Origin of the sequence: Citreicella sp. C3M06, from assembly GCF_018860705.1 — a bacterium.
Classification (GTDB): domain Bacteria; phylum Pseudomonadota; class Alphaproteobacteria; order Rhodobacterales; family Rhodobacteraceae; genus Salipiger.
On sequence record NZ_JAHKQA010000014.1, the window covers coordinates 1 to 15,770 of the forward strand.

15 protein-coding genes are annotated in these 15,770 nt (G+C 65.8%); 12 read left to right on the plus strand and 3 right to left on the minus strand.

The window, feature by feature from the left end; genetic code table 11:
- The 9 genes from KO516_RS03630 to repC all read left to right on the plus strand — a co-directional run.
- The coding region (locus tag KO516_RS03630; protein WP_216002451.1) for a substrate-binding domain-containing protein at nt 1–326 on the plus strand (326 nt) is incomplete at its 5' end.
- Nucleotides 327–386: 60 nt separating this feature from the next.
- Entirely contained in the window at nt 387–1,952 is a 1,566-nt protein-coding gene (locus tag KO516_RS03635) for a sugar ABC transporter ATP-binding protein (protein WP_252737382.1), read from the plus strand.
- On the plus strand, nt 1,949–2,926 hold the full coding sequence (locus tag KO516_RS03640) for an ABC transporter permease (protein WP_216002453.1): 978 nt from the start codon (nt 1,949–1,951) through the stop codon (nt 2,924–2,926). Before KO516_RS03635 ends, KO516_RS03640 begins: the two co-directional genes overlap by 4 nt.
- On the plus strand, nt 2,923–3,909 hold the full coding sequence (locus KO516_RS03645; protein WP_216002454.1) for an ABC transporter permease: 987 nt from the start codon (nt 2,923–2,925) through the stop codon (nt 3,907–3,909). The genes KO516_RS03640 and KO516_RS03645 overlap by 4 nt, the downstream gene beginning before the upstream one ends.
- A 4-nt stretch (nt 3,910–3,913) precedes the next feature.
- Nucleotides 3,914–4,228, plus strand: a complete 315-nt coding sequence (locus KO516_RS03650) for an L-rhamnose mutarotase (protein ID WP_216002455.1) — start codon at nt 3,914–3,916, stop codon at nt 4,226–4,228.
- Nucleotides 4,225–5,589, plus strand: coding sequence for an FGGY-family carbohydrate kinase (locus KO516_RS03655; protein ID WP_216002456.1), 1,365 nt, complete (start codon nt 4,225–4,227; stop codon nt 5,587–5,589). Before KO516_RS03650 ends, KO516_RS03655 begins: the two co-directional genes overlap by 4 nt.
- A 230-nt stretch (nt 5,590–5,819) precedes the next feature.
- A complete protein-coding gene (repA, locus tag KO516_RS03660) occupies nt 5,820–6,998 on the plus strand; it encodes a plasmid partitioning protein RepA (RefSeq protein WP_216002457.1) in 1,179 nt (392 codons plus the stop codon).
- A complete protein-coding gene (repB, locus tag KO516_RS03665; protein ID WP_216002458.1) occupies nt 6,998–7,900 on the plus strand; it encodes a plasmid partitioning protein RepB in 903 nt (300 codons plus the stop codon). The genes repA and repB overlap by 1 nt, the downstream gene beginning before the upstream one ends.
- Before the next feature lie 213 nt (nt 7,901–8,113).
- The gene (gene repC / locus KO516_RS03670) at nt 8,114–9,250 is read left to right on the plus strand and encodes a plasmid replication protein RepC (protein WP_216002459.1); all 1,137 of its coding nucleotides are present in this window, start codon (nt 8,114–8,116) and stop codon (nt 9,248–9,250) included.
- Between the two features lie 59 nt (nt 9,251–9,309).
- Here repC and KO516_RS03675 read toward each other — a convergent pair whose 3' ends face one another.
- Entirely contained in the window at nt 9,310–10,491 is a 1,182-nt protein-coding gene (locus KO516_RS03675) for a PQQ-dependent sugar dehydrogenase (RefSeq protein ID WP_216002460.1), read from the minus strand.
- A gap of 153 nt (nt 10,492–10,644) precedes the next feature.
- Between KO516_RS03675 and KO516_RS03680 the strand changes: the two genes are divergently transcribed.
- Nucleotides 10,645–11,721: an N-acetylglucosamine-6-phosphate deacetylase gene (locus KO516_RS03680; RefSeq protein WP_216002461.1), complete on the plus strand. Its 1,077-nt coding sequence runs from the start codon at nt 10,645–10,647 to the stop codon at nt 11,719–11,721.
- A 283-nt stretch (nt 11,722–12,004) separates the two neighbouring features.
- On the opposite strand, the gene KO516_RS03685 is transcribed toward KO516_RS03680, so the two are convergent.
- Together KO516_RS03685 and KO516_RS03690 are read right to left on the minus strand one after the other, a co-directional pair.
- Nucleotides 12,005–12,898, minus strand: a complete 894-nt coding sequence (locus KO516_RS03685; RefSeq protein WP_216002462.1) for a YihY/virulence factor BrkB family protein — start codon at nt 12,896–12,898, stop codon at nt 12,005–12,007.
- Between the two features lie 20 nt (nt 12,899–12,918).
- The gene (locus KO516_RS03690; RefSeq protein WP_216002463.1) at nt 12,919–13,773 is read right to left on the minus strand and encodes an alpha/beta hydrolase fold domain-containing protein; all 855 of its coding nucleotides are present in this window, start codon (nt 13,771–13,773) and stop codon (nt 12,919–12,921) included.
- Nucleotides 13,774–13,935: 162 nt separating this feature from the next.
- On the opposite strand from KO516_RS03690, the gene KO516_RS03695 reads away from it, so the two are divergent.
- On the plus strand, nt 13,936–14,733 hold the full coding sequence (locus KO516_RS03695) for an SDR family NAD(P)-dependent oxidoreductase (RefSeq protein WP_216002464.1): 798 nt from the start codon (nt 13,936–13,938) through the stop codon (nt 14,731–14,733).
- A gap of 12 nt (nt 14,734–14,745) precedes the next feature.
- The gene (locus KO516_RS03700) at nt 14,746–15,555 is read left to right on the plus strand and encodes an SDR family oxidoreductase (RefSeq protein WP_216002465.1); all 810 of its coding nucleotides are present in this window, start codon (nt 14,746–14,748) and stop codon (nt 15,553–15,555) included.
- Nucleotides 15,556–15,770: the final 215 nt, after the last annotated feature.

Sequence of the window (15,770 nt, forward strand, 5' to 3'; positions counted from 1 at the left end):
TCGTGGCAGCCGCGCAGGCGGTGGCGGATGCGGGCAAGATCGGGCAGGTGAATGTCACCGGCCTTGGGTTGCCGTCGGAAATGGCGGGCGCGGTGGAGTCCGGCGCGTCGAAAAGCTTTGCGATCTGGAATCCGATCGATCTTGGCTATTCCGCCACGATGATTGCCCATGCGCTGGCCAGCGGCGAGGTCACCGCCGAGCCGGGCGGCGAAATCCCCATGGGCCGCATGGGCGCCGTGACGCTGGATGACGACACCGTCGGTGCGATGGCCGATCCCTTCGTCTACGACGCCAGCAACGTCGAAGAGTTCAAGTCGATCTTCTGATCCTTGTCCATCGCCCCGGCGGCTGCGCCGGGGCCCTTCACAGGTGACTTCAAGATGCTGATGCAGACCGACACGCGGGCCGATACGCGCCCCGATCCTGCCGTCATGGCCCGCCCGACCCCGGTGCTGGCGCTGGACGGCATCACCAAGACCTTTCCCGGCGTGCGCGCCCTGTCGAACGTCACGCTGAAGCTGTATGCGGGCGAGGTGACGGCGCTGGTGGGCGAAAACGGCGCGGGCAAATCGACCGTGGTCAAGACGCTGACCGGCATCTATCAGCCAAGCGCGGGGCGCATTCTGCTCGACGGCAAGGAAATCCGCTTTGCCAGCGCGCAGGCGGCGGCCGATGCCGGGATCACCGCGATCCATCAGGAAACCGTGCTGTTCGATGAGCTCTCCGTCGCCGAGAACATCTTTCTGGGCCACGCCCCCCGTGGCCGGTTCGGCCTGATCGACTGGGCGCAGACCCATGCCCGCGCCCGCGAAATCCTGCAGGGCATCGGCTCCGACCTTGCCCCCACGGCGCGGCTGCGCGATCTGGGCATTGCATCGAAACACATGGTGGCGATTGCCCGCGCCCTGTCGATCGACGCCCGCGTGGTGATCATGGATGAACCTACCGCGGCGCTGTCGCACAAGGAAATCCACGAGTTGTACGAACTGGTCGACACGCTGAAGGCGCAGGGCAAGGCAATCCTGTTCATCAGCCACAAGTTTGACGAGATCTTCCGCATCGCCGACAATTACACTGTCTTTCGCGATGGTCAGTTCATCGGGGATGGGCGCATCGAAGACACCGACAATGATGCGCTGGTGCAGATGATGGTGGGCCGCGAGGTGGCGCATGTCTTTCCAAAGCGCAGCCCGAGCCACGGCGACGACGTGCTGTCGGTGACCGATTACAGCCACCCGACCGAATTCGAGGACATCTCGTTCAGCCTGAAGCAAGGCGAGATCCTCGGCTTTTACGGCCTTGTCGGCGCTGGCCGCTCTGAGGTGATGCAATCGCTGTTCGGCATCACCCGGCCCTCTGGCGGGGCGATCCGCATCGACGGCGCCGCGCAGCAGATCCGCTCTCCTGCCGAGGCCATCGCCGCGGGTATTGTCTATGTTCCCGAAGATCGCGGCCATCAGGGCGCAATCACCGCGCTGCCGATCTTTCAGAACGTCACGCTGCCCTCGCTGGGGCGCACGTCACGGCGCGGTTTCCTGCGGCTGGCCGAGGAATTCGCGCTGGCCCGGCAATATTGCGAACGGCTGGAACTGCGGGCGGCCTCGCTTGATACCGAACTGGGCACGCTGTCGGGGGGCAACCAGCAAAAGGTGGTCATCGCGAAATGGCTGGCGACGCAGCCCCGCGTCATCATCCTCGACGAGCCGACAAAGGGCATCGACATCGGTTCCAAGGCGGCGGTGCATGACTTCATGGCGGAACTGGCGGCGCAGGGGCTGGCGGTGATCATGGTCAGCTCGGAAATCCCCGAGGTGCTGGGCATGTCCGACCGCATCATCGTCATGCGCGAAGGGCGGATGGCCGCCGAGCTGAGCGGCGACGAGATGACCCCCGAAACCCTTGTCCGCCACGCCGCCGGCATCACCCAAGCCCTCACGGAGACCCGCACATGAGCATTCTCAAGGCACGCGAGACCATTCTCGCGGGTGCCATTCTGGCGCTGCTGCTGCTGATCGCCACGCGCTTTCCGGCCTTTGTCAGCCCCGGCAATCTTGCGGCGGTGTTCAACGACACCTCGCCGCTGATCCTGCTGGCGCTGGGGCAGATGGTGGTGATCCTGACCAAATGCATCGATTTGTCGGTTGCGGCAAATCTGGCGCTGACCGGCATGTGCACGGCGATGCTGAACATCGCCTTTCCGGGGCTGCCGGTGGCGGCCCTGCTGCTGATCGCGGTGGCGCTTGGCACGGTGATGGGCATGATCAACGGGCTGCTGGTGTGGAAACTGGACATCCCGTCGATCGTGGTGACGCTGGGCACCATGACCATCTTTCGCGGCATCATCTTCCTGATTTCAGAAGGAAAATGGGTGAACAGCCACGAGATGTCAGACGCGTTCAAGGCCTTTCCCCGCGCCGAGCTGCTGGGCCTGCCGATGCTGAGCTGGATCGCCATCGTCACCGTCGCGGCGTTCTTCGTGCTGATGACGCGCACCGCGCTTGGCCGGGCGGTCTATGCGGTGGGCGGCAATCCCAATGCCGCCGTCTACACCGGCATCGACGTCGGGCGCACGCGCTTTGCGGCCTATACCATCTCGGGCGCGCTGGCCGGGCTGACCGGCTATCTGTGGGTGTCGCGCTATGCGGTCGCCTATGTCGACATCGCGGGCGGCTTCGAGCTTGATACCGTGGCCGCCGCCGTCATCGGAGGCGTCAGCATCGCCGGCGGCATCGGCTCGGTCGCGGGCGCGGTGCTTGGCGCGCTGTTTCTTGGCGTCATCAAGAACGCGCTGCCGGTGGTGGGCATCTCGCCCTTCTGGCAGCTGGCGATCTCGGGCGCGGCGATCATTCTTGCCGTCGCGTTCAACGCCAAGGCAGGCAAGACAAAAGGCAGGATCATCCTGCGCAAGGCGGAGACAGCAGCATGAGCCTCTCTCACCCCATTCCCGACCGGCTGCAATCGCCGCTGGCGCGCCGTCTGAAAAGCTGGGAAAGCCTGCTGCTGCTGGTCGCCGTGGCGATCTTTGTCGCCAATTGCTTTGCCTCGCCGTATTTCCTCGACGCGTGGAACCTCAGCGATGCGACGTTCAACTTCACCGAAAAGGCGATGATCGCCTTTGCCATGGCGCTGCTTGTGATCGCGGGGGATATCGACCTGTCGGTGGCCTCGATCATTGCGCTGTGTTCCACGGCGATGGGGGCGGCGGTGCAGGCCGGGGTCGGCACGCCGGGGCTGGTGGCCATCGGGCTGGGCACCGGGCTGGCGGCGGGGGCCTTCAACGGGGCGCTGGTGACGCGGCTGGCCTTGCCGTCGATCGTGGTGACCATCGGCACCATGAGCCTGTATCGCGGCATCGCCTATATCGTGCTGGGCGATCAGGCCTACCGGGGCTATCCCGACAGCTTTGCCTTTTTCGGCCAAGGCTATGTGTTCTGGGTGGTCTCTTTCGAATTCGTGATGTTTGCGCTGCTGGCGGTGGTCTTTGGCGTGCTGCTGCACAAGACCAATTTTGGCCGCTCGGTGTTTGCCATTGGCAACAACGCCACCGGTGCGCTGTTTTCCGGCATCCGGGTGCAGCGGGTGCGCTTTATCCTGTTCCTGCTCACCGGGCTGATGTCGGGCATCGCGGCGATCTGCCTGACCTCGCGTCTGGGGTCCACCCGGCCCAGCATCGCGATGGGCTGGGAGCTGGAGATCGTCACCATGGTGGTGCTCGGCGGGGTCAGCATCCTTGGCGGAGCGGGGTCGATCCCCGGCGTGGTGATCGCCGCCTTTGTGATGGGGCTGGTGACCTTCGGGCTGGGGCTTTTGAACGTGCCGGGGATCGTGATGTCGATCGTCATCGGCGCGCTGCTGATCGGGGTGATTGCCCTGCCCCGGCTCTGGTCGATGCTGCGATGGGGGGCGTAAGTCCATGGAAAAGATCGCCTTTCGCATGACGCTGCACCCCGGCCAGCTGGAGGAATACAAGCGCCGCCACGATACCATCTGGCCCGAGCTGGTCGACGCGCTGCGCGCGGCGGGGATCGAGGATTATTCCATCCACCACGACCCTGACACCAATGCGCTTTTCGCCGTGCTCTGGCGGCGCGAAGATCATGGCATGGGCGCGCTGCCGCAACATCCCGAGGTGCGGCGCTGGTGGGCGATGATGGCCGACATCATGGCCACCAATGCCGATGACAGCCCCGTCGAGGTGCCGCTGCAAACCGTGTTCCACCTGCCATGACTGCGCCGCGCCATATCGCTGTGATCGATGTCGGCAAGACCAACGCCAAGCTGGCGCTGGTCGATCTGGACCGGCTCGAGGAAATCGCCGTGGTGACCCGCCCCAATACGGTGATCCCCGGCCCGCCCTGGCCCAGCTTTGATCTTGACGGGCATTGGGCGTTCTTCCTGCATCACCTTGCCGCCTTTCACGCCGAACATGGCGTGGATGCGATTTCCGTCACCACCCATGGCGCGGCGGCGGTGCTGCTGGATGCGCAGGGCGCTCTGGCCGCGCCGATGCTGGATTACGAACATGACGGGCCAGAGCAGAGTGCCGCCGGTTATGACGCGCTGCGCCCGTCCTTTGCCGAAACCGGCAGCCCGCGCCTGCCACTGGGGCTGAACCTAGGCGCGCAGCTACACTGGCAACTGGCGCAAGACCCCACGCTGGCGCAGCGCGTCGCGCAGATCGTGACCTATCCGCAATATTGGGGGTTCCGGCTGACCGGGGCGCTTGCCAGCGACATGTCCTCGCTTGGCTGCCATACCGATCTGTGGCTGCCGCGCGAGGCGCGCGCCTCGGCGCTGCTCGGCAGGCTCGGTCTTGGCGGCAGGCTGGCCCCGCCGCGCAAGGCCTCGGATGTGCTGGGAACCATCACGCCGCAGATCGCCGCGCAGACCGGGCTGCCGCAGCACACCCCCGTGGCCTGCGGCATCCATGACAGCAACGCATCGCTGCTGCCGCATCTGATCGGGCGGTCGGGGCCGTTTTCGGTGGTCTCGACCGGCACATGGGTCATCGCCATGGCGGTGGGCGGCGCGCAGACCACGCTCGACCCCGCGCGCGACACGCTGATCAACGTCAACGCCTTTGGCGCGCCGGTGCCCTCGGCGCGGTTCATGGGCGGGCGCGAACACGCGCTGATCAGCGAGGGACGCAGCGGCCCCCCCTGCCCCGCCGAGGTGCTCGCCAACCGCATACACCTGTTGCCCGCCGTGGTGCCGGGATGCGGGCCATTCCCCGACCGCCAGCACCGCTGGACCGTTCCGCCCACAAACGACGGCGCGCTGCTCTGCGCGCTGGCATGGTACATGGCCCTGATGAGCGACGCCTGCCTTTCGCTGATCGGCGCAGAGGGACCGGTGATTGTCGAAGGGCCGGCGGCGCGCAATGATGCGCTGCTCGACATGCTGGCCGCGCTGCGCCCCGGCGGGGTCGAGATCGCCAGCTCTGCCACCGGCACCTCGATCGGGGCGGCGCTGCTGTTTGCGCCAGACATGCGGGCCAGCACCCAGACCCATCCGCTGCCCGCCAACGCCGAGGCGCTGCGCGCCCATGCCCGCGACTGGCAAAACGCGCTGGAGCTGGCAGAGACCTGACCTGAAGCGCCGATCCGGGCTGGCCCACCCGCCCGGATCGCCGTACAACTCTGTGGATAAAATCGGGACAAACCGCTCGCCCCGCCCCGCGCGCCACAAAAACCGCTTGCACGAATCCAGTGTAGCGCGCAATAGTCTCGAAAAATACCGATGTATTCGACAAAAAACGCGCCCACGAAAATGCCAGTGACCTTGAACAGGGGCATATGGCCGGGCGAGGCGGGCAGGCGATGAACGACAGTGATCTGGATCTCGATACGGCAATCGGCCAATATGCCGAGCTGCTCGCTGCCAATCTGCAAGCGCAGCGCGAGGCGCATTTCCCGCCTGACGCGCGCAAACAGATGCGCAGCCTGACCAGCGGCGAAGCCGCCGAATTGCTGCATGTCGATCACACCTACCTGCGCAAGCTGCACCGCGAAGGCAAGATCCCCGAGGTCGAGATGACCGCCGGGAACCACCGCCGCTACACGCTCGACGATCTGTGGCAGATCCGCGAAGCGCTTGAATCAAAGGCCAAAAAGCCCGGAACCTATCTGCCCGGTCGGCGCGGTGATGATCCGCTTCAGGTGATCTCGGTGGTCAATTTCAAGGGCGGGTCCGGCAAGACCACCACCTCCGCGCATCTGGCGCAGCGCCTCGCGCTGACCGGCTACCGGGTGTTGGCGGTGGATCTTGACCCGCAGGCCTCGCTGTCGGCGCTGCATGGCATCCAGCCGGAAGTCGACCTCGCCGATGGTGGCACGCTGTATGACGCGGTGCGCTACGATGCGCCGATGCCGATCCGCGATGTCATCCGCAAGACCTATATGCGCGGGCTTGACCTGATTCCGGGCAATCTTGAGCTGATGGAATTCGAACACGAGACCCCGGCGGCAATTGCGCGCGGCGGGGCACGGGCGTTCTTTGCCCGGGTGCGCGATGCGCTCGACGAGGTCGAGGCCGATTACGACGTGGTGGTCATCGACTGCCCGCCGCAGCTGGGCTTTCTGACCATGAGCGCGCTCAGCGCCTCGACCGGGGTGCTGGTAACGGTGCATCCGCAGATGCTCGACCTGATGTCGATGTCACAATTCCTGCGCATGACCTCGGACCTTTTGTCGGTGATCCGCGACGCCGGGGCCGATCTGCGGTTTGACTGGCTGCGCTTCCTGCCGACCCGCTACAAGGTGGGCGATGCGCCGCAGACCGAGGTGATCGCCTTTATCCGCGGGCTGTTCGGGCGCGCGGTGCTGGTCAACCAGATGGTCGAATCCACTGCCATTTCCGATGCGGGCCTCACCAAGCAGACGCTTTACGAGGCCGAACGCAAGGATTTCACCCGCGCCACCTTTGACCGCGCGATCGATTCGATGAATGCCGTGAACGACGAGATCGCGGCGCTGTTGCAAAAGACATGGGGGCGCTGATGGCTCGCAAACCCAAACTCGGCCTGCCGCTTCAGACCTTGCGCAATGCGCCCGACGCGCAGGAAGGCCGTCTTGCGCGCGAGGCCGAGCAAAGCGCCCGCCTGAGCGAGGGCATCACCGAGATTCCGGTCAGCCAGATCGACACCGACGGGCGGCTCGAGGATCGGCTGTCGCTGGACCTCGCCGAGCTGCAAGCCTCGATCGCGGCGAGCGGTCAGCGTGTGCCGATCCTGGTGCGGCCCGGCGATGGCGGGCGCTACCAGCTGATCTATGGCCGCCGCCGCCTTGCCGCCTGCGAGGCGCTGGGGCTGCCGGTGCGGGCCATTATCGCCGATCTCGATGACGATCAGGCGCTCAAGGACCAGCTGCTGGAGAATCAGGCTCGCCGCGATCTCAGCTTCATCGAACGCGCGTTGGTGGCGGCGCAGCTGCTCGACAGCGATCAACTTGGCCCCGATCTGCGCAGCGGTCGCGGCGTCGCCGAGGTGCTAGGCCTGACCGAGGCGGCAGTGTCTCAGCTGCTCGGCGTGGTGCGCGCGGTTGGCCCCGAATTGATTGCCGCCATCGGCGCGGCCCCCGGCATCGGCCGCCCGCGCTGGGAGGAGCTGAAGAAACGGCTCGACGCCCCCTCGCCGCCCGCGCTGGTAACGGTGGCGCTGCAAGCGCGCGATCATGGCTCGGACGCAGCGTTTCTGGCGGTGCTGACCGCGGTGAAGGCCGCGCCGACCGCGGACGCAGGCCTTGCGTTGGACGGCATCGGCACGCTGCGCATCGCGCTCGGCCGCTCGCTGCGGCTGGAGCTGCGGGCCGAGGACAAGGATTTCGCACGCTGGCTGGAGGCACAGGCCCCCACGCTGCTGCAAGAGCTTCACGCGCGCTGGAAACAGGCGCCGGAAGACTGACCATCGAGCAACACTGAAAAAGGAGGCACGAGCAGAGGCAAGACAATAAAAAAGGCCCCGAGAAGCAAGCTTCACGAGACCTTGATGGGTTTCGTACGAGACATGGCCCGCTGAAACTCAGTTTTCGCACCTCTGAAGATAGCGGCCCCGCCTTCATCCCGCAAGCGCAAAGCGATTCGCGGGCCGCACTATCTTTGCCTTCGTGACATCAACATGGACTACACCCCGATTTCGCCGTTTCAACGGCCGCTCACCTGCGCGCATCTGACCGATGCCGCCGGGCCTGAACCGTTGCCCGAACCGATGCCCGAACTCGACAAATGGGCGTTGTTTCGCGAATTGACCGTGGCCCGCGACGCCTTTGGCGTGAGCAGCCGCGAGTTGACGGTGTTGCAGGCGCTGCTCAGCTTTCATCCCTCGGCGACGCTGGGACGCGGCCCGATGGTGGTGTTCCCGTCGAACCGTGCGATCTGCGAGCGGCTGAACGGCATGGCCTGTTCGACCATGCGCCGCCACCTTTCCCGGCTGGTCGATGCCGGGCTGCTGATCCGCCGCGACAGCCCGAATGGCAAACGCTACGTGCGCCGGGGCGCGGCTGTGCCGACCGCCTTTGGCTTCGATCTCTCTCCCCTGCCCCGGATGTCGGCGCGGATTCTCAGCGCCGCCGATGCCGCCCGCGAGGCCGAGCGTGCGCTGCGCGCGCAGCGCGAAACCGTCAGCCTGATGCGCCGCGATCTGGCCGCGCTGCTGGCGCTGGCAGACGCGCATGGCGTGCCCGACGCGCCGCTGGCAGATCTGTGCCTGCTGACTGCAAAGGCGCTTCGACGCAAGCTGACAGTCGAGATGCTGGATGAGATTCAGGCGGAGTTGACCGCCGCGATCGACGGGATTCAGCGCAGGCTCGCCCCTGTGATTGCAGCGGATTCCGGCAGCTCAGACGCCCAGAATGAGCAGCACCAACAGAGGACAGATATAGATCATTCTGTTCCTGTTCAGCAGATCGTAGAAAATCCTGCGCAGGATCGCACCTTGCTTTGCCTGACAGAGAACTGCCCAAGCCTTGCAACCTTCAACCCTGAACCGATCCAAAGCTGGCCTGATCTGCACGCCGCAGCGGATCGGCTATGCGCGTCCATGGGCATTGACAGGCCAGCCTGGGAAGAGGCGCGCCAACGCATGGGCGCCACCCATGCCTCTGTTGCGGTGGTGTCGATGCTGGAGCGCTTCTCTGAAATTCGCTCGCCGGGCGCATATCTGAGAGCGCTTGCGAAACGTGCAATGGAAGGCAGGTTCGATGGCGCGGGCATGATCGCTGCCCTTGCGAAACGCCGGGCCTGCCTGCTGTCTTAACAGCTGTTAAGGCCCGATGAGCCGACCGTACGCAGCTTAACAGCTGTTAATATTCGCACCTATTGCGGTACGAGACGGATCAGAGATCCGTTGCGCGCATCGGTCAGCAGCATCACCGCGCCATCGCTGGCAACGTCAACATCGCGCACCCGGCCCTGCCCCTGAAGATAGCGCGCCTCTCCGGTCACGGTGCGGCCATCTAGCTCAAGACGCACCAACGCCTGCCCGGCCAGCGCGCCGATCAACAGGCTGCCCTGCCAGTCTGGGAACAGCGCACCGTCATAGAACACCATCCCCGAGGGCGCGATCACCGGGTCCCAGTAATACAGCGGTTGCTCCAGCCCCGGCTTCGAGGTCAGGCCCGCGCCAATCGGGCCGCCGCTGTAATCCTCGCCATAGGTAATCACCGGCCAGCCATAATTCTTGCCAGCCTCCGGGCGGTTCAACTCATCGCCGCCGCGCGGCCCGTGTTCAACCGTCCAAAGCGCACCATCGGGGTCCAGCGTTGCGGCCTGAAGGTTGCGATGGCCCAGCGACCAGATCTCGGGCTGTGCCCCCGGTATCGAGGGGTTGCCAGAGGCCGCGCCGCCCGCGGGCGAGATCCGCAGCACTTTGCCAAGATGCGTGGTCACGTCCTGTGCCAAGGCGCGCGGCTCTGGCAGGCTGCGGTCCCCGGTGGTGACGAACAGCGCGCCTTGCCGGTCGAAGACAAGCCGCGAGCCGAAATGCGCCGTCGAGTTCCACGCCGGTTGCTGGCGAAAGATCACCTGCACATCCTGCATCTGCGCCTCGTCGTCAGACAGCACCCCGGTGGCGACAGATGTGCCGTTGAGCCCACTGCCGCGCGGTTCGGCATAGCTCCACCAGACGCGGCGGGTCTGGGCAAAATCCGGCGCAACGGCGACGTCGAGCAAACCGCCCTGACGGCGATCGTCGACCTCGGGCAAGCCGCGTACCGTGCTGACCTTGCCCTCCGGCGTGATCAGTCGCAAACGGCCAATGCGCTCGGTGACCAGCCAACGCCCGTCGGGCAGCTGGTCCATCCCCCAGGGATTGCGCAGCCCGCTGGCGATGACGGTGCTGCGCAGCGCTGTGTCATCGTCGATCACCGGCGCGCGGGTCTGTCCGGCAAAGGCCGGGCGCTGATCCGGCGCGTTGGGCGGCGCGGCGTTGAAATTCTGCGCCAGCGCGGGCAGCGGCAAGGCAAGGGCAAAAAGGGCGGCAAGCAATCTGGTCGTCATGGCAACGCTCCGGTGTTCGGGGTCAAATGGCGAGTCGTCCCCTTGATCTGGGGATGCGGGCGCGCCGGTAAAACCCCATGCTCGCGGATATCATGCCCTTGACCTGCGCGACATCGGCGGTCATCGCTCGGCTCAGTACGAAGGAGACAGGATATGCGGCAGGTGATCGCCCCGACAGGGCTGTGGCGCGACGGTCGGTTGCACGGCGGGCAAGAGCTGGTGATCGAGGGCGACCGGCTCGTCGCCATCCGACCCCGCAGCGATGCGCCCGCCCGCGAGGTGGCGCTGATCACCCCGCTGCTGAGCGATCTTCAGGTGAACGGCGGCGGCGGTGTGATGGTGAATGACACACCGACGCCAGAGGGGCTGCGCGCCATCGCGGCGGCACATCGCAAGCTGGGCACCGGCGATATCCTTCCCACCGTGATCACCGACGCGCCCGAGGTCGCCGAGGCCGCCGCCGATGCGGTTCTGGCCTGTCATGGCGACACTGGCATTCTGGGGTTGCACATCGAAGGGCCGCATCTTGCCCCGGCGCGGCGCGGCACCCATGCGGCGCGGTTTCTGCGCCCGCTTGATCGCCGCAGTGTGGCGCTGGTCGAGCGGTTGCGGGGGCAGGGGGTCGCGGTGATGATCACCCTCGCGCCGGAACTTGCCGACCCGGCGCTGCTGGCGGCGCTGGTCGAGTGCGGCGCGGTGGTGTCGGCGGGTCACAGCGCCGCCAGCCATGACGAGGCACAGGCGGCGTTTGCCCGCGGCGTTACCTGCGTCACGCATCTGTTCAACGCGATGGATCCGATGACCTCGCGCGCGCCGGGACTGCTGGGGGCGGCGATCGAGTCAGAGATCGCCTGCGGGCTGATTTGCGACGGCATCCATGTCTCGTGGCCGATGCTGCGCATCGCGCTGCGGGCACGGCCGCGCGCGGGCCTGTGCTTTGCCGTCAGCGATGCCATGGCAACCGTGGGCGGGCCGGATCATTTCATGCTGTACGGGGCGCAGATACAGGTGCAGGACGGGCGGCTGATCAATGCCGAAGGCGCATTGGCGGGCGCTCATGTCAGCCTGCGCGACTGCCTCGTGAACCTGATGCAGCATGTCGGGTTGCCACCCGCCGAGGCCATCCCCATGGTCACCGACATTCCGCGCCGGCTGATGGGGCTGGCCCCGCGCAACATCGCGGTGGGCATGCCGGTGCGCGATCTGCTGATCCTCGAGCGCGGGGTGTAGAAACAGGGGCGCTACCTTTCGGCTCAAGACAGCTTGGCGTCCTAATACATTCATAAATTGATATGTTAGACCTGCGGGTGGCTTTCGTTGCAAAGCGCGACCCCACGGTCCGGTGCAAGCCTGATCAGATACTGTCCGGTATCCTGCGGACCTTTACATCCGTGTCGCCAAGCTTTGCCGGGGCAGGGGGGCAACAGCGCTGCCCCTGACTTTCGGTGCCGGGCCTTGTAGCAGGACCGGTTCGACAGTGATGATGATCGGCCGGCGTTTCGAAACCTGAACGTCAGTCCGCCTGCTGCGTCGGCGCGCGGGTCTGATCTTCGAGTGCCGCATTGATTCGTGCGCCCAGCAGCACGATGAACGCCGAGATCCACAGCCAGAACAGCAGCAGCACCACCCCAGCGAGCGAGCCAAAGGTTTCCTGATAGCTGCCGAAATTCTCGGCATAGAGCGAAAAGCCGAACGAGGCGACGATCCACAGCAGGCAAGCGATCAACGCGCCGGGTGTCACCCAGCGCCAGCGCGCCGGGCGGCGGTCCGGGCCGAAATGATAGATCAGCGCGATCCCGGTCACGGTAAAGCCAAGCAGCAGGATCCAGCGCAGGATCGACACGGTGATCTCGACCGTGGCGCCAAGTTGCAGCAACGACAGCACCCCGGGCAGAACCAGCACCACCGACAGCGACATCAGGAAGGCCACGATCAGCAACAGTGTCATCACCATGGTGACGGCCTTGAGCTTGATGAAATTGCGCGACTCGCGCACGCCGTAGCAGACGTTCAGCCCAGCGATCAGGTTCGACACCCCCGCCGACGCCGAATAAAGCGCAATGATCACACCCAGCGCGGCGGCAAGGCCCAGCCCGCCCTGATCGCTGCCGGCAACGCTTTTCGCCTGTTCGATGACGATGTCTGCGGCGCTTGGCGGCATCATCGCCGAGATCTGCTGGATTTGCGCGGTCACGTCACCGGGGGTCAGGAACAGCCCAGCGATGGCCATCAGGGCGGTGATCGCGGGAAACAGCGCCAGCAGGCCGAAAAAGGCAATCCCGGCGGCGATGAGGCTCAGCCGGTCGCGGGTGATGCCGGTCCAGACATCCTTGGCGGCGCTGATCCAGTGGCGGCGCTGCAACTCGGCGGGGCGGGCGGCCCAAGTGGTGTCGGGATCTGAGGTCATGGTCGGCTCCTGTCTCGGGGTTAACCCGGCAGGGGCGAGCGGGTTCCCGCCGAACCAACATTGCGCTCACTGGCGGCGCGGGCAAAGGCCGCGATACGCCCCAGCGCGGCGGCGCCTTGCGCAACCGCGTCGGGCCATAGTGGGAACAGGTGAAACAGCCCCGGCGTCACATGCAGCGAGACATCCACGCCCTGAAGCGCCGCCGCGCGCGCCAGTAGCAAGCCGTCATCCAGCAGGATCTCGGCCCCGGCCAGTTCCAGATGCAGCGGCGGCAGGCCCGACAGATCGCTGCCCAGCGGCGAGATATCGGGATCGTCCGGCGGCAGCCCGGGCAGGGCGATGCGCCCCAGCCATGCATCGGTGGCGTCATCGTTCATCGCGTCGCTGCCGCGTTGCCGCGTGGTGCTGCGCCCGGTGCGGTCGGTGTTGGGCGAAATCAGCGCCAGCCCAAGGCAAGGCTTGCGCCGCGCGAGGGCAAGCGCCAGATGCCCGCCCGCGCTGTCTCCACCCACACATACCGGCCCCAGCGCGCCCAGCACCGCCAGCGCATCCTCCAGCATCGCGGGCCACGGGTGCTCTGGCGCCAGCCGGTAGTCGGGCAGGATCACTCGCAGCCCGGCTTTGGCCAGCGCGGCGGCCAGCATCAGATGGGTTTGCGCGCTGCCGAACACATAGCCGCCGCCGTGCAACCACAGCAGGTCAGGCCCGGTGCCGATGGCGCGGCAGGGCACACCGCCAAGCTCAAGGAGTTCGCCCACAGGCTGAGGCCCGGCCAACCGGACAAAGCCTTCGCGGCGGGCGGCAATGTCACCATCCATCGGCACGCTGGCGATATGGGCGCGCAGTTCGGCTTCGTTGCGGGGGCGGTGGGTCATGGGGCTGTCCTTTGCGTCATGCTTCCCAACGCGGTCGCGCGCAATTCGCCCGATCACGGCTGCGCGAGCGCGCCGCGCCATCGGAACCGCAGGGCGCTGGCGCCCGTTGCGGCTTTGACCCCCGCTTGGCGGGGCCTTGATCTCAGGAAAGGACACCAGCGCATGGATTTGCAGATTTCAGGGCGGATTGCCGTGATCACTGGCGCCGCCGGCGGCATTGCCAAGGCCACCGCACAGGCGCTTGCCGCAGATGGCGCAAAGCTGTTTCTCACCGATGTCAGCGCCGGGGCGCTTGACGCCGCCGCCGCCGATCTGGGCGATGCGGTGATCGGCACTCGTGCTGCCGATCTGACCAGCGACAGCGACATCGACGCGCTGAAAGCGGATGTCGAAGCCAAGGGCGGGGCGGATATCCTCGTGCACATGGCCGGGATCACCGGCGCCAAGGGCGACCCGCTCGACATGAGCGCGGATGACTGGTTCGAATGCTGGAACACCAACTTCATGTCCGGCGTGCGCATGGCCAAGGCATTCGTGCCGCATATGGCGCAGCAGGGTTGGGGCAGGGTGGTGTTCACCGTGTCGGAAAACGCCGTGCAGCCCTATCCCGACGAGGCGGTCTACAATGCCTCGAAGGCGGCACTGCTTAGCTTCGTCAAGGCGCTGAGCCTGCCCTACGGCCCCAAGGGGGTGCTGGTGAATGCCGTCATGCCCGCCTTCATCGAAAGCCCGATGACCGACGGCATGATGGAAAAACGCGCCGACGCGCTTGGCGTGTCGATGGACGAGGCCATCGCAAGCTTTCTCGACGAAGAGCGCCCCTACCTGTCGCTGAAACGGCGCGGCAAGCCCGAAGAGGTCGCGGCGGCGGCGGCGATGCTGTGCTCGGGCGTGGCGAGCTTTACCAACGGGTCGGCCTGGCGGGTCGACGGCGGCGCGGTTGCCGCGATCAACACTTGAACGGAGACCGACATGAGCGATCTGAGCCAGTTTTTCCCCGAACCCGAATACATCGACGACGCCTACAAGGGCGCTGGCAAGCTGACCGGCAAGCGCACGCTGATCTCGGGCGGTGACAGCGGCATTGGCCGCGCCGTGGCGCTGCATTTCGCCCGCGAGGGGGCGAAGGTGGCGATCCTCTACCACAGCGCCGAGGACAAGGCCGAAGAAACCGGCCGCGCGCTGGAGGCCGAGGGGGCCGAGGTGCTGGTGATGCAAGCCAATGCCGCCGAGCGCGGCGATTGCGAGGCAGCGGTCAGCGCGGTGGTGCAGGCGTGGGGCGGCATCGACGTGCTGGTCAACAACGCCGGGATGCAAAAGGCCCATCACGATCTGACCGAGGTCAGCGACGACGATTGGCACAGCCATTTTGCGGTGAACATGGACGGGATATTCTACCTGTCGCGCGCCGCGCTGCCGCATATGCCCGAGGGCGCCAGCATCATCAACACCAGCTCGATCAACGCCTTTATCGGCAATGACATGCTGCTGCCTTACACCGCCACCAAGGGGGCCATCGTCAGCTTTACCCGCGGTCTGGCGAAGCAGCAGCTTGGCAAGATCCGGGTGAACGAGGTCGCGCCGGGGCCGATCATCACCGACATACAGGACGCCTTTGCCGATTTCGATGAGGACAAGCTGCGCAACATGGCGGCGCCGATGGGGCGCATGGGCCATCCGCGCGAGGTTGCGCCTGCCTATGTGTTTCTGGCCAGCCGCGACGGGTCTTTCGTCACCGGACAGACGATTCACGTCAACGGCGGAATGATCTGCAACGGCTGAAAAAGTAAGGGACGGCGGCAACTCTCAGGGAGGAGGAGAGAGAGTTGCCGCCAATTTCCGGGGCCAAGGGAGGAGGAGAAGGCCCCAGGAAACTTGTGTACGCCTTGGCGTCTTGGGATCCTACTTAGGGGCTGCTGCGCCGCAGCACAATTGCCGCAGGTGCAATTCCGCAATGCATCGTTTGCATGGCAGCGTTAAAAATGTCTTAATTTGTC

What these genes read in the sequence shown, in the direction of transcription:
- KO516_RS03680 (WP_216002461.1), top strand. Translation starts at nt 10,645, where the DNA reads ATGCGGCAGGTGATCGCCCCGACAGGGCTGTGGCGCGACGGTCGGTTG.
- KO516_RS03640 (WP_216002453.1), top strand. Translation starts at nt 1,949, where the DNA reads ATGAGCATTCTCAAGGCACGCGAGACCATTCTCGCGGGTGCCATTCTG.
- repB (WP_216002458.1), top strand. Translation starts at nt 6,998, where the DNA reads ATGGCTCGCAAACCCAAACTCGGCCTGCCGCTTCAGACCTTGCGCAAT.
- KO516_RS03675 (WP_216002460.1), bottom strand. Translation starts at nt 10,491, where the DNA reads ATGACGACCAGATTGCTTGCCGCCCTTTTTGCCCTTGCCTTGCCGCTG.
- KO516_RS03650 (WP_216002455.1), top strand. Translation starts at nt 3,914, where the DNA reads ATGGAAAAGATCGCCTTTCGCATGACGCTGCACCCCGGCCAGCTGGAG.
- KO516_RS03645 (WP_216002454.1), top strand. Translation starts at nt 2,923, where the DNA reads ATGAGCCTCTCTCACCCCATTCCCGACCGGCTGCAATCGCCGCTGGCG.
- KO516_RS03695 (WP_216002464.1), top strand. Translation starts at nt 13,936, where the DNA reads ATGGATTTGCAGATTTCAGGGCGGATTGCCGTGATCACTGGCGCCGCC.
- KO516_RS03700 (WP_216002465.1), top strand. Translation starts at nt 14,746, where the DNA reads ATGAGCGATCTGAGCCAGTTTTTCCCCGAACCCGAATACATCGACGAC.
- KO516_RS03685 (WP_216002462.1), bottom strand. Translation starts at nt 12,898, where the DNA reads ATGACCTCAGATCCCGACACCACTTGGGCCGCCCGCCCCGCCGAGTTG.
- KO516_RS03690 (WP_216002463.1), bottom strand. Translation starts at nt 13,773, where the DNA reads ATGACCCACCGCCCCCGCAACGAAGCCGAACTGCGCGCCCATATCGCC.
- repC (WP_216002459.1), top strand. Translation starts at nt 8,114, where the DNA reads ATGGACTACACCCCGATTTCGCCGTTTCAACGGCCGCTCACCTGCGCG.
- KO516_RS03635 (WP_252737382.1), top strand. Translation starts at nt 387, where the DNA reads ATGCAGACCGACACGCGGGCCGATACGCGCCCCGATCCTGCCGTCATG.
- repA (WP_216002457.1), top strand. Translation starts at nt 5,820, where the DNA reads ATGAACGACAGTGATCTGGATCTCGATACGGCAATCGGCCAATATGCC.
- KO516_RS03655 (WP_216002456.1), top strand. Translation starts at nt 4,225, where the DNA reads ATGACTGCGCCGCGCCATATCGCTGTGATCGATGTCGGCAAGACCAAC.